Here is a 13036-nt window from a genome sequence, read left to right as displayed (position 1 = left end):
ACACCTACCTTCTTAAGTGGATTTTTTATTTACTGCGCAGTGCGAAAATCAGAATTAATGATGATCGTTGCCGCGCAGATAAATGACCCAGTATGTCAACCCGACCAACAAACCGCCGCCGATAATGTTACCGATCGTAACCGGAATCAGGTTATCAGTGATGAAGTTCATCACGGTCAGGTGAGAAAAACTTTCCGGAGTAGACCCAACAGCGGTCCAGAATTCCGGTGTGGCGAAATCACGGATAACAATACCCATCGGGATCATAAACATGTTTGCGATACTGTGCTCAAAACCGCTGGCAACAAACATGGCGACCGGTAAAACCATGATAAACGCTTTATCCATCAGGCTACGACCTGAATAGCTCATCCATACGGCCAGGCACACCATCAGGTTAGCGAGGATGCCGAGACAGACGGCTTCAATAAAAGTATGGTGCATTTTGTGGTCGGCGGTTTGCAGAACATTGAGTCCCCATTGACCATTGGCGGTCATGTATTCGCCGGAAAGCCACATCAATAGCACAAAGAGCAGGCAACCCACCAGGTTACCAAAATAGACATTCAGCCAGTTTTTCGCTAACTGGCCCCAGGTAATACGCCCACTGGCTTTGGCAACAACAATCAAAACGGTGGAGGTAAAGAGGTCAGCGCCGCAAATTACGCAAAGGATCAACCCCAAAGAGAAGCAGATACCGCCAATCAGTTTCGCCATACCAAAGGGCATCGTACCCGTGCCGGTCGTCGCAGTGATATAGAAAACAAAGGCGATGGAGATAAATACACCGGCGGTAATCGCCAGGTAGAAAGTCTTAAGCGGATGTTTCGTTGCTTTATAGACACCTGCTTCCTCGGCCACTTTGGCCATTGCAGCAGGGAGTAAAAGATCAAAAGGGTTGTCAGCTTTCACACTAACTCTCTCTTTATTAAGTCGGCGACGAGATACTAACAAAGCATTATAGATGAGAAATTGATACAGATCATATCTCGCCTGGCTTATAGGCCCGTAAAGCGCATGGTTTTTATGCGATTTCGGTGTAATTTATTGATTATCCTAATAAAAATAAATTTTAAAATTTAGCAAATGAGTTGAATTTTTTCCTTCCTGGGTCTGTTGAGCGGTTAATTAATATGGAGTAATTGCCAAATAAAGTAACAAATAGCGGTTAATAATAGTAATATCAACTACCAATATTTAACCTTGTTATTACATTTATATTTGGCTCTTCAAAAATAAGTAAAACGGGGCACGTAAAGCGCCCCGTAATATAGCTCAGACGATAATTAACGCCTACAGTCAGTAAGCCAATTGCCTTTATTTTGACCAGTATGCGGCTTTTGCGCGCTGCAGCTTTTCATACGCTTTCAGCAGAGACTGGTGTGAAGCGAAGGCATGAAGATCGCAATCCACCGGCTGCAGGCCGTAGAAAGCCGCTTCACCGCTCAGCGCCGCGCTTGCCGCTTCTACCGCATCCGCGCCATACATACGCACAAAGGCGTTCAGGTATTGCAGCGGTTCGCGCTCTTCTTCCTGGGAAAGCAGCAGCAGCGTTTGCAGACAACGATAATAGTTGGCTCGCGCCGGCGTAAAGACGGACGCGTTGAACTCCATTGTCCATTCGGTCCAGATAAGCGCCTGTTCCAGATCGCCGCCCGCCAAAGCCAGCATCGCTTTCAGCTCGCCAATACGCAGGGTATACCAGCCGTTATCCGGACCCGTCGCCAGGCCCAACAGTTCGCGCACGCGGGTAAAGTCATCAAACCCTTCATCATCTAACTGCTCGATAAGACGGAGATAATCTTCTTTTTCCCAGTTGCTACCCGGAAGCGAAAGCAGAGTATCGCGAAGATGCGTTCCCATGCTGTTATTCGCGAGCCACAGATCCTCGGCGGGATAGATGTCAGACATACCCGGTACGATGATACGGCAGGCGTACACACCAAGATGTTCATAATCGGCGATGTAGACCTCTTTATCTTCGGCGTTGAAGATGGCCATTAACGTTGCGAACTCCTCTTCGGTGGTGCCAGAGAAGTTCCAGTCGACGAACGGATAGTCGGCATCCTGCTTGAACAGATCCCACGAGATCAGACCGCTGGAGTCGATAAAGTGGGTTTCCAGATTAGTGTGCTCGGCCACTTCTTCGTCGTCGAAGGTGGGCGGGGTAAACACATCGAGATCTTTCAGTCCACGGCCCTGCAGCAGTTCGGTCACGGTACGTTCCAGCGCGACGCCGAAATCCGGATGGGCGCCAAAAGAGGCAAAACAGGTGCCATTAGCCGGGTTGAACAGGACAACGCAGATCACCGGATAGTTGCCGCCCAGCGAGCCGTCATAGGCAAAGATCGGGAAACCTTCCGCTTCCAGTGTCGCAATGGACTCCACCACCGACGGATAGCGCGCCAGTACATCGGCAGGGATCTCCGGCAGACTGATACTTTCGGCAATGATGCGATTTTTCACATAACGCTCAAAGACTTCCGACAGTCCCTGGACTCGCGCTTCATTACGGGTATTACCGGCGGACATACCGTTAGAGACGTACAAATTGCCGATAATGTTCATCGGAATATAGACGGTCTGGTTATCTGACTGGCGAGTAAAAGGCAGGCCGCACACGCCGCGTTCCTCGTTGCCGGACTGGAGATCGATCAACATACTGCCGGTGAGTTCGTTTTCCGGATCGTAGAAAGCGCGCAGACGCGCGTCGAGCAACCCTTCCGGCACGTCGTCACTGTCGTTCAGCGGGAACCATTTTTCGTTAGGGTAATGCACAAACGGGCCGTTGGCGATGGTATCGCCAAGCCAGAAATCGGCAAAGAAATAGTTCGTCGACAGACGCTCAAAATATTCGCCCAGCGCAGAGGCCAGCGCCGCTTTTTTCGTCGCGCCTTTGCCGTTGGTAAAGCACAGCGCGCACTCTTTGTCGCGGATGTGCACCGACCAGACGTTTGGCACCGGATTCAGCCATGAGGCTTCTTCAATATGGAAACCGAGATCGAGCAATTTTTGCTGGAAGCGAGCGATGGAATCTTCCAGGGCGGCGTCTTTGCCGGGAATAAATGTTTGCGTCATGAAAATCACTTTTGTCGTACGGAAAGCGCGCAATGATACGGGTTTTATCTGACTGACGCTATCGCCGCCACGAACGCGGCGGAAATAAAAGTTTTGACTATGCTTTTATGCAGTAAACCACCATAAGAGCAGAGAAATGAAAGCGTTTGATCTACAACGGATGGCACTGGACAAAGTGCCACTGGAATTTTTGGGCGAGGTTGCGTTACGTAGTCTTTATACCTTTGTACTGGTCTATCTGTTTCTTAAGCTGACGGGACGGCGCGGCGTGCGCCAGATGTCGCTTTTTGAAGTGTTGATTATTTTGACGCTGGGCTCCGCGGCAGGAGACGTCGCTTTTTATGATGATGTCCCAATGCTGCCGGTGCTGGTGGTCTTTATCATAATTGCGCTGCTTTACCGGTTGGCGATGTGGCTGATGGCGCGTAGTGAAAGGATTGGCGATTTACTGGAGGGGAAACCGGTCGTCATCATTGAAGATGGCGAGCTGGCATGGTCCAAACTGAATCATGCCAATATGACGGAGTTTGAGTTCTTTATGGAACTGCGTCTGAATGGCGTAGAGCAGCTTGGCCAGGTGCGGCTGGCGATACTGGAAACCAACGGGCAAATCAGCGTCTATTTCTTTGAAGAAGAAAAGATAAAATCCGGTCTGAGCATTTTGCCTAAATATTGCACCGAGCGATTTCATGTCGTTCCCGAAACGGGAGATTACGCCTGCGTGCGTTGCAGCGAAGTCATTACCCTTAACGCTGGCGACAGGCAAGATTGTCCGCGCTGCAAGAATCCAGAATGGTCGAAGGCCAGTCGGGCAAAAAGGGTGCTCTGACAGCAAAAATATCGGTCATTCGCCATCAATCCGACAGATTGTGTTGTGTGAGCGAACACTCATTTTCACCGCGCCGATTATTACCCGTTGCGGCGCGTATCACTGAATGATAAAACCAATATCCACAGGAATAACGTAAACCCACTCTTTGCGCTTCGTCAGAGCGTGGGTGAATAACAATGCAACGTGGTGAGGGGAAATGGCTCAGGTTTTCAATTTTAGTTCAGGCCCGGCAATGTTACCGGCAGACGTGCTCAAACAGGCTCAACAGGAACTGTGTGACTGGAACGGTCTTGGCACCTCCGTCATGGAGGTGAGCCACCGCGGTAAAGAATTTATCCAGGTCGCAGCGGAAGCGGAACAGGATTTTCGCGATCTCCTCAACATCCCTTCCAATTATAAAGTTCTGTTCTGTCACGGCGGCGGACGCGGGCAGTTTGCGGCTATTCCGCTGAATATTTTGGGAAATAAAACCACCGCAGACTACGTGGACGCCGGTTACTGGGCGGCCAGCGCGGTAAAAGAAGCGAAAAAATACTGCACCCCAAACGTGATTGATGCCAAAGTCACCGTGGACGGACTGCGCGCGGTCAAACCGATGAGCGAATGGCAACTCTCGGATAACGCGGCGTATATGCACTACTGCCCGAATGAAACCATTGACGGCATTGCCATTAATGAAACGCCGAATTTTGCCGCCGATGTGGTCGTGACGGCTGATTTCTCCTCAACGATTCTTTCGGCGCCGTTAGACGTTTCCCGCTACGGCGTTATCTATTCAGGCGCGCAGAAAAACATCGGACCTGCCGGGCTGACGATTGTGATCGTGCGCGAAGACCTGTTAGGAAAAGCGCACACCAGTTGCCCGTCGATCCTCGACTACACCGTTCTGAACGATAACGACTCAATGTTTAATACGCCACCAACTTTTGCCTGGTATCTTTCCGGCCTGGTATTTAAATGGCTGAAGGCGAATGGCGGCGTCGACGCGATGCATAAAATCAATCAACAGAAAGCCGAACTGCTGTATGGCGTGATTGATAACAGCGATTTCTACCGCAACGATGTGGCGAAAGCCAACCGTTCCCGTATGAACGTACCGTTCCAGCTGGCGGACAGCGCGCTGGACAAACTGTTCCTTGAAGAGTCTTTTGCGGCAGGTCTTCACGCGCTGAAAGGCCACCGTGTGGTGGGGGGAATGCGTGCGTCCATTTATAACGCGATGCCGCTGGAAGGCGTCAAAGCCCTGACCGACTTTATGGTCGATTTCGAACGTCGTCACGGCTAAATAAGTGTGGCGTTTCGTCCCCACAGCGTCGTCTGTGGGGTTTTTATTTTTGTTTTTTGAGAGTTGAGTACATGGAATCCCTGACGTTACAACCCATCGCGCGGGTCGATGGCACCATTAATCTGCCTGGCTCTAAGAGCGTGTCTAACCGCGCTTTGCTCCTGGCGGCGTTAGCCCATGGCACCACCGTTCTGACCAACCTGTTAGACAGCGATGATGTGCGCCATATGCTCAATGCGCTGAGCGCGTTGGGGATCAATTACACCCTTTCTGCGGATCGTACCCGTTGCGAAATCACCGGCAACGGTGGTCCGCTGCAGGCTACCGGCGCACTGGAGCTGTTTCTGGGCAACGCCGGAACGGCCATGCGTCCGCTTGCCGCAGCGCTTTGCCTCGGTACAAACGACATTGTGCTGACCGGCGAGCCGCGTATGAAAGAGCGACCAATTGGTCATCTGGTTGATGCGCTGCGTCAGGGCGGGGCCTGTATTGGCTATCTGGAGCAGGAAAACTATCCGTCGCTTCGTCTGCGCGGAGGCTTTACCGGCGGTCAGGTTGAGGTTGATGGCAGCGTTTCCAGCCAGTTTTTGACCGCACTGTTAATGACGGCCCCTCTGGCGTCGCAGGAAACCATCATCAGCATTAAAGGCGAGCTGGTGTCGAAGCCGTATATCGACATTACGTTAAATCTGATGAAAACCTTCGGCGTGGAAATTGAAAACCATCACTATCAGCGTTTTGTCGTGAAGGGCCGTCAGCAATACCAGTCTCCCGGTGTTTACCTGGTCGAAGGCGATGCTTCATCCGCCTCTTATTTCCTTGCCGCGGGAGCCATTAAAGGCGGGACGGTAAAGGTGACCGGTATTGGCCGCAAAAGTATGCAGGGGGACATTCGCTTCGCGGATGTGCTGGAAAAAATGGGGGCGACACTGACCTGGGGCGATGATTTTATTGCCTGTACTCGCGGTGAGCTAAATGCCGTTGATATGGACATGAACCACATTCCCGATGCGGCAATGACCATTGCGACGGCGGCGCTGTTTGCTAAAGGTACGACCACGCTTCGTAACATCTATAACTGGCGCGTCAAAGAGACCGACCGTCTGTTTGCGATGGCGACCGAGTTGCGTAAAGTAGGGGCGGAAGTGGAAGAGGGGCGCGACTATATTCGCATCACCCCGCCAGCGAAATTACAGTTTGCTGAAATTGGCACCTATAACGATCACCGTATGGCGATGTGTTTTTCGCTGGTGGCGTTATCCGACACGCCGGTGACCATTCTTGATCCGAAATGTACCGCTAAAACCTTCCCGGATTATTTCGAGCAGTTGGCGCGTATTAGCACTCCCGCCTGATTATCTTTCGCGCCAGCCTTTGTGCTGGCGCGCTTGCGTCCGCTTTCGTACTTTATTTACCCTTATCGCTAATGCTACCTTCCTCTCGATTTAACCTCTTGATTTATATCTTTTTATTATAAATATCATTGGAAGATTAGCATGAAAAATAAATCATTGCTGCTGGCGGTGGCGATTTCCGCTACGTTAATGGCTGGCTGTAAAAATGGCGTCAACGGCGATCTACTTGCCAGTTCCGGCGTCGCTGCTTACAAAGCGGCGACGCTTTCGGATGCGGACGTCAAAGCGCTGTCTGCTGAGTCCTGCAAACAGATGGACAGTGAAAATAAACTGGCGGCTTCTAAGAGCAAATACACGAAGCGGCTAAATAAAATCGCGAAAGCGCTGGGCAATAACATTGACGGCACGCCGGTATCTTACAAGGTATATATGACCCGTGAGATCAACGCATGGGCAATGGCGAACGGCTGTGTTCGCGTCTATTCAGGCCTGATGGATCTGATGACCGATAACGAAATCGAAGGCGTTCTGGGGCATGAGTTAGGCCACGTCTCGTTAGGGCATTCCCGTAAAGCCATGCAAACGGCCTATGCAACGTTGGCGGCCCGTGACGCCCTCTCCGCTACCAGCGGAGTGGCGTCCAAACTGTCGCAATCTCAACTCGGCGACCTGGCCGAAGGGGTAATCAACTCTTCGTTCTCCCGCAGCCAGGAATCGGATGCCGATGATTTCTCCTATGACCTGCTGAAGAAACGCGGCATAAATACCCAGGGACTGGTCACCGCATTCGATAAATTCGCCACCATGGACGCGGGGCATGCGAAATCATTGATGGACTCCCACCCCGCCTCAGCCGATCGCGCTCAGCACATGCGCGACCGTATTGCCGCCGACAAAAAGTAAAACATTGTCATCTTTTGGGCTGGTTATGCACCAGCCCGCTATAATTGCGCAATTATTCTTCATCTGAATACAGACGATTCGGGTTTTTGCACACAACGTTAACGATTGTGGGCGTTGGCGCGTATAATGCGCGGCGTTTACGTTAACGGTGTGCCTGTTTAAGGAGAGAAAGATGACGGCAATTGCCCCGGTAATTACCATTGATGGCCCAAGTGGTGCAGGAAAGGGCACCTTGTGCAAGGCAATGGCGGAAGCATTGCAATGGCATCTGCTGGACTCTGGTGCTATCTATCGCGTGTTAGCGCTGGCGGCGCTGCATCATCATGTCGATGTCGCCTCTGAAGATGCGCTGGTTCCGTTGGCGACCCATCTTGATGTGCGCTTTGTCTCAACCAACGGAAATCTGGAAGTGATTCTCGAAGGCGAAGATGTGAGCGGTGAAATTCGCACGCAGGAAGTGGCGAACGCTGCGTCACAGGTCGCCGCCTTTCCACGCGTACGTGAAGCGCTGTTGCGTCGTCAACGCGCCTTCCGTGAGTTGCCTGGCCTGATCGCGGACGGACGGGATATGGGGACGGTGGTTTTTCCGGACGCGCCGGTGAAAATCTTCCTTGACGCCTCCTCTGAAGAACGTGCGCATCGCCGTATGCTACAGTTGCAGGAAAAGGGCTTTAGTGTTAACTTTGAACGCCTTTTGGCCGAGATCAAAGAACGCGACGATCGCGACCGAAACCGTGCTGTAGCGCCGTTAGTTCCCGCTGCTGATGCTTTAGTTTTAGATTCAACCCGATTAAGCATTGAGCAAGTGATTGAAAAAGCGCTACAATACGCGCGCCAAAAACTGGCACTCGCTTAAAAGCGACCGAATTTGCAGTACCCCCGTTGCAATGGAATGACAGCGGGTATGTTAAACAACCCCATCCGGCATGGAGTCAGATGGACGTTAAATATGAAACCTGAAGATTAAACATGACTGAATCTTTTGCTCAACTGTTTGAAGAATCCTTAAAAGAAATCGAAACCCGTCCGGGTTCCATCGTTCGCGGTGTTGTTGTTGCTATCGACAAAGACGTAGTACTGGTTGACGCTGGTCTGAAATCTGAGTCCGCCATCCCGGCTGAGCAGTTCAAAAACGCCCAGGGCGAGCTGGAAATCCAGGTGGGTGACGAAGTTGACGTTGCTCTGGATGCAGTAGAAGACGGCTTCGGTGAAACCCTGCTGTCCCGTGAGAAAGCTAAACGTCACGAAGCATGGATCACGCTGGAAAAAGCTTACGAAGATGCTGAAACTGTTACCGGTGTTATCAACGGCAAAGTTAAGGGCGGCTTCACTGTTGAGCTGAACGGTATTCGTGCGTTCCTGCCAGGTTCCCTGGTAGACGTTCGTCCGGTGCGCGACACGCTGCACCTGGAAGGCAAAGAGCTTGAGTTCAAAGTCATCAAGCTGGATCAGAAGCGCAACAACGTTGTTGTTTCTCGTCGTGCCGTTATCGAATCCGAAAACAGCGCAGAGCGCGATCAGCTGCTGGAAAACCTGCAGGAAGGCATGGAAGTTAAAGGTATCGTTAAGAACCTCACTGACTACGGTGCATTCGTTGATCTGGGTGGCGTTGACGGCCTGCTGCACATCACCGATATGGCCTGGAAACGCGTTAAGCATCCGAGCGAAATCGTAAACGTTGGCGACGAAATCACTGTTAAAGTGCTGAAGTTCGACCGCGAGCGTACCCGTGTATCCCTGGGCCTGAAACAGCTGGGCGAAGATCCGTGGGTTGCTATCGCTAAGCGTTACCCGGAAGGTACCAAACTGACCGGTCGCGTGACCAACCTGACCGACTACGGTTGCTTCGTTGAAATCGAAGAAGGCGTTGAAGGCCTGGTACACGTTTCCGAAATGGACTGGACCAACAAAAACATCCACCCGTCCAAAGTTGTTAACGTTGGCGACGTAGTGGAAGTGATGGTTCTGGATATCGACGAAGAACGTCGTCGTATCTCCCTGGGTCTGAAGCAGTGCAAATCTAACCCGTGGCAGCAGTTTGCGGAAACCCACAACAAGGGCGACCGTGTTGAAGGTAAAATCAAGTCTATCACTGACTTCGGTATCTTCATCGGCCTGGACGGCGGCATCGACGGCCTGGTTCACCTGTCTGACATCTCCTGGAACGTTGCAGGCGAAGAAGCAGTACGTGAATACAAAAAAGGCGACGAAATCGCAGCCGTTGTTCTGCAGGTTGACGCAGAGCGTGAGCGTATCTCCCTGGGCGTTAAACAGCTGGCAGAAGATCCGTTCAACAACTGGGTTGCACTGAACAAGAAAGGCGCAATCGTAAACGGTAAAGTGACTGCAGTTGACGCGAAAGGCGCAACCGTAGAACTGGCTGACGGCGTTGAAGGTTACCTGCGCGCTTCTGAAGCTTCCCGTGACCGCGTTGAAGATGCAACACTGGTTCTGAGCGTAGGCGACGACGTTGAAGCGAAATTCACCGGCGTTGACCGTAAGAACCGTGCAATCAGCCTGTCTGTTCGTGCGAAAGACGAAGCTGATGAGAAAGATGCCATCGCAACTGTTAACAAACAGGAAGATGCAAACTTCTCTAACAACGCAATGGCTGAAGCATTCAAAGCAGCTAAAGGCGAGTAATTCTTTGAAACTTCGGGATGTTTCATCGCGAAGTCAGATGAGATTACTTGACAGATTACAGGATTCGTTCTGTAATCAATGACAAAGGGCGGCTACGGCCGCCCTTAATCAATGCAACAGCAGCGCTTATATGCCTTATAGGAACCGGAGGAATCATGACCAAGTCAGAATTGATTGAAAGACTTGCAACCCAGCAATCTCATATTCCCGCAAAAGCGGTTGAAGATGCAGTTAAAGAGATGCTGGAACATATGGCCTCGACTCTTGCGCAGGGCGAGCGTATTGAAATCCGCGGTTTCGGCAGCTTCTCTTTGCACTATCGCGCACCACGAACCGGGCGTAACCCGAAGACTGGCGATAAAGTCGAGCTGGAAGGAAAATACGTTCCGCACTTTAAGCCAGGTAAAGAACTGCGCGATCGCGCCAATATTTACGGTTAAGTTTCCTCAAAACGTAACCTGCGAAAAAGCACCTTTCTGGTGCTTTTTTCATTTCTGACGCTCCATTCTGGAAGACGCCCCGCAATAAATTTGGCGGTTTACAACACGGTGATAAAAACGCTGGAAACCGCATCGTAAAGCCTGCCATTACCGCCTGACGGACCGTTGGCTAACCTGCACACTTCCGCTCACACGGAGGTGTTCATGAAAATCACGACGGTCAGTCTGGGCGCGCTATGCGGTATTTTCCCTTTGCTTTTCTTACCGGCTTTGCCTGATACGCTTTGGCTTATCAGTCTTTTCGCGCTGGCCTGTTCGCTAACGCTTTTCTCCGGCAAATGGATGCAGCTTGCCGGGCTGGTTCTGTTGTTTTTTCTGTGGGGCGTTTTCGCGGCTAAACAGTCGCTTTGGGCCGGAAACACGCTGCCGGTAAAAAATCAGGACGCCATTATCGAACTGACCGCGACGGATAACATCACGACACACGCCGGACGTATCACTCATCTGGCAGGGCGTCGTCTTTTTCCTGCGGTGGGTATCGTTCTTTATGGGCAGTATTTGCCTTCCGAACCCTGTGCAGGGCAGCACTGGGCGATGACGATTAGGATCAGGGCTGTTCACGGGCAGTTAAATGACGGGGGATTTGACAGCCAGCGCTACGCCCTGGCACAGCATCAACCGCTCACAGGCCGTTTTCTGCAGGCAAAAATCCTGGACGGGGAATGCAGTTGGCGAGCCAGATATCTCGCATCACTGAAAGCCAGGCTGGCGGAGTATCCGTGGCAGCAGGTGATAGTCGGTCTGGGGATGGGGGAACGTCTGGCGATCACGAAAGAGGTGAAAAACATCCTTCGCGATACCGGCACCGCCCATCTGATGGCGATTTCCGGGCTGCATATTGCCTTAATGGCTCTGCTCGTCAGTGGATTGCTTCGTGGCGTTCAGTTTCTGCTGCCGGTGCGCTGGATCCACTGGCAGCATCCGCTTATCGGCGGGCTGCTCGGCGCCATATTCTACGCCTGGCTAACCGGTCTTCAGCCACCCGCGCTGCGTACGATCATTGCGCTATTTGTCTGGACGGCGCTAAAGCTGAGTGGACGGCAGTGGAGCGGATGGGCCGTCTGGTGCAGCTGTCTGGCGGCGATTGTCATTTGCGATCCGTTGGCGGTGCTCTCCCAGAGCCTGTGGCTTTCCGCTTTCGCCGTTGCGGCCCTGCTGTTCTGGTATCAATGGTTTCCCTGTCCGGAGTGGACGTTACCGCGGGCAGGGCGTTTATTGGTCGAGCTGGCCCATTTACAGTTGGGGATGACGCTGTTGCTTTTGCCGCTGCAAATCGCGTTGTTTCACGGCCTTAGCCTGACCTCTTTTGCGGCGAATTTATTCGCCGTGCCGCTGGTAACGTTTATTAGCGTACCGCTGATCCTCGCAGGAATGGTGGCGCACGTCAGCGGGCCGTTAGTGGTTGAGTCTGTACTGTGGTATCTGGCCGATCGCTCGCTTGCCGCCGTGTTCTGGGCGTTAACCCAATTGCCGAAAGGATGGATAGCGGTAGATGCGCGCTGGCAGTGGCTGGTTTTCGCTCCCTGGCTGGTGCTTGTTGGCTGGCGGTTTAATGCCTTACGGGTGTTACCCGGACTCTGCCTGGCAACGCTTGCCCTGCTCAGTTGGCCTTTCTGGAGCCCGCCGCGTACCGATACGTGGCAGGCGCATATGCTGGATGTTGGACAAGGATTGTCGGTAGTTATCGCGCGTAACGGCAAAGCGCTGTTGTACGACACCGGGCTGGCCTGGCCTGAAGGGGACAGCGCGCAACACATTATTATTCCGTGGCTACGCTGGCATCATCTGGAGCCAGAAGGGATTATTCTCAGCCATGAACATCTTGATCACCGGGGTGGGCTAGACTCTATGCTGAGCACCTGGCCCGGGCTATGGGTCCGCAGTCCGTTAGGCTGGCGAAATCATTTACCGTGTTATCGCGGTGAGGTCTGGTACTGGCAGGGATTGCGTTTCAGCGCGCACTGGCCGTTAAAAGGCGATCGCGGCAAGGGCAATAATCACTCCTGTGTGGTGAAGATCGACGATGGTCGCCACAGCCTATTGTTGACGGGCGACATAGAGACGCCAGCTGAGCAACGGATGCTGAGTCATTACTGGCAGCATCTGTCGGCTACGATTATTCAGGTGCCGCATCATGGCAGCAATACGTCCTCCTCGCTGGCACTCATACAGCGGGTTAATGGCGAGATGGCGCTGGCCTCGGCATCGCGTTATAACGCCTGGCGGTTACCGTCATGGAAGGTCAGACAGCGCTATCAGCAGCAGGGGTACCAGTGGCGCGATACCCCGCATCAGGGGCAAATTTCGCTGGATTTCTCCGCACAGGGCTGGCGCATAAGCAGCCTACGGGAGCAAATTTTACCGCGTTGGTATCATCAGTGGTTTGGCGTGTCAGGCGATAACGGGTAGAATATGCGGCTATTTCAACAAATGCTGGTTT

The 13036-nt window shown here is 52.4% G+C and carries 10 protein-coding genes; 8 read left to right on the top strand and 2 right to left on the bottom strand.

The window, feature by feature from the left end; translation table 11 throughout:
- Positions 1 to 54 precede the first annotated feature (54 nt).
- A complete protein-coding gene (focA, locus tag JY391_RS13685; RefSeq protein ID WP_042288150.1) occupies positions 55 to 912 on the bottom strand; it encodes a formate transporter FocA in 858 nt (285 codons plus the stop codon).
- 405 nt (positions 913 to 1317) lie between these two features.
- Positions 1318 to 3078 carry a 30S ribosomal protein S12 methylthiotransferase accessory factor YcaO gene (gene ycaO / locus JY391_RS13680; RefSeq protein ID WP_211934467.1) on the bottom strand — a complete coding sequence of 587 codons (1761 nt, stop codon included), beginning with the start codon at positions 3076 to 3078 and terminating at the stop codon, positions 1318 to 1320.
- A 136-nt stretch (positions 3079 to 3214) separates the two neighbouring features.
- On the opposite strand from ycaO, the gene JY391_RS13675 reads away from it, so the two are divergent.
- The 8 genes from JY391_RS13675 (at position 3215) to JY391_RS13640 (ending at position 13005) form a co-directional block, all read left to right on the top strand.
- A complete protein-coding gene (locus JY391_RS13675; protein ID WP_200035753.1) occupies positions 3215 to 3907 on the top strand; it encodes a DUF421 domain-containing protein in 693 nt (230 codons plus the stop codon).
- A gap of 199 nt (positions 3908 to 4106) precedes the next feature.
- Positions 4107 to 5195, top strand: a complete 1089-nt coding sequence (gene serC, locus JY391_RS13670; RefSeq protein WP_211934466.1) for a 3-phosphoserine/phosphohydroxythreonine transaminase — start codon at positions 4107 to 4109, stop codon at positions 5193 to 5195.
- 71 nt (positions 5196 to 5266) lie between these two features.
- Complete coding sequence (gene aroA / locus JY391_RS13665) at positions 5267 to 6550, top strand: 3-phosphoshikimate 1-carboxyvinyltransferase (protein WP_211934465.1); 1284 nt, start codon at positions 5267 to 5269, stop codon at positions 6548 to 6550.
- Between the two features lie 141 nt (positions 6551 to 6691).
- A complete protein-coding gene (gene loiP, locus JY391_RS13660; protein ID WP_211934464.1) occupies positions 6692 to 7453 on the top strand; it encodes a metalloprotease LoiP in 762 nt (253 codons plus the stop codon).
- 172 nt (positions 7454 to 7625) lie between these two features.
- Positions 7626 to 8309, top strand: coding sequence for a (d)CMP kinase (gene cmk, locus JY391_RS13655; protein WP_042288138.1), 684 nt, complete (start codon positions 7626 to 7628; stop codon positions 8307 to 8309).
- Positions 8310 to 8422: 113 nt separating this feature from the next.
- The gene (gene rpsA / locus JY391_RS13650) at positions 8423 to 10096 is read left to right on the top strand and encodes a 30S ribosomal protein S1 (protein ID WP_042288135.1); all 1674 of its coding nucleotides are present in this window, start codon (positions 8423 to 8425) and stop codon (positions 10094 to 10096) included.
- A gap of 155 nt (positions 10097 to 10251) precedes the next feature.
- Positions 10252 to 10536: an integration host factor subunit beta gene (gene ihfB, locus JY391_RS13645; protein ID WP_000167332.1), complete on the top strand. Its 285-nt coding sequence runs from the start codon at positions 10252 to 10254 to the stop codon at positions 10534 to 10536.
- Between the two features lie 204 nt (positions 10537 to 10740).
- Complete coding sequence (locus JY391_RS13640; RefSeq protein ID WP_211934463.1) at positions 10741 to 13005, top strand: ComEC family protein; 2265 nt, start codon at positions 10741 to 10743, stop codon at positions 13003 to 13005.
- Positions 13006 to 13036 lie beyond the last annotated feature (31 nt).

The organism is Citrobacter sedlakii (assembly GCF_018128425.1).
Lineage (GTDB): Bacteria > Pseudomonadota > Gammaproteobacteria > Enterobacterales > Enterobacteriaceae > Citrobacter_A > Citrobacter_A sedlakii.
The sequence above is the reverse complement of the archived record's forward strand: the minus strand, read 5'-3'. Positions and strand labels throughout refer to the sequence as shown.

What these genes read in the sequence shown, in the direction of transcription:
- ycaO (WP_211934467.1), bottom strand. Translation starts at nt 3,078, where the DNA reads ATGACGCAAACATTTATTCCCGGCAAAGACGCCGCCCTGGAAGATTCC.
- JY391_RS13675 (WP_200035753.1), top strand. Translation starts at nt 3,215, where the DNA reads ATGAAAGCGTTTGATCTACAACGGATGGCACTGGACAAAGTGCCACTG.
- serC (WP_211934466.1), top strand. Translation starts at nt 4,107, where the DNA reads ATGGCTCAGGTTTTCAATTTTAGTTCAGGCCCGGCAATGTTACCGGCA.
- aroA (WP_211934465.1), top strand. Translation starts at nt 5,267, where the DNA reads ATGGAATCCCTGACGTTACAACCCATCGCGCGGGTCGATGGCACCATT.
- loiP (WP_211934464.1), top strand. Translation starts at nt 6,692, where the DNA reads ATGAAAAATAAATCATTGCTGCTGGCGGTGGCGATTTCCGCTACGTTA.
- cmk (WP_042288138.1), top strand. Translation starts at nt 7,626, where the DNA reads ATGACGGCAATTGCCCCGGTAATTACCATTGATGGCCCAAGTGGTGCA.
- rpsA (WP_042288135.1), top strand. Translation starts at nt 8,423, where the DNA reads ATGACTGAATCTTTTGCTCAACTGTTTGAAGAATCCTTAAAAGAAATC.
- ihfB (WP_000167332.1), top strand. Translation starts at nt 10,252, where the DNA reads ATGACCAAGTCAGAATTGATTGAAAGACTTGCAACCCAGCAATCTCAT.
- JY391_RS13640 (WP_211934463.1), top strand. Translation starts at nt 10,741, where the DNA reads ATGAAAATCACGACGGTCAGTCTGGGCGCGCTATGCGGTATTTTCCCT.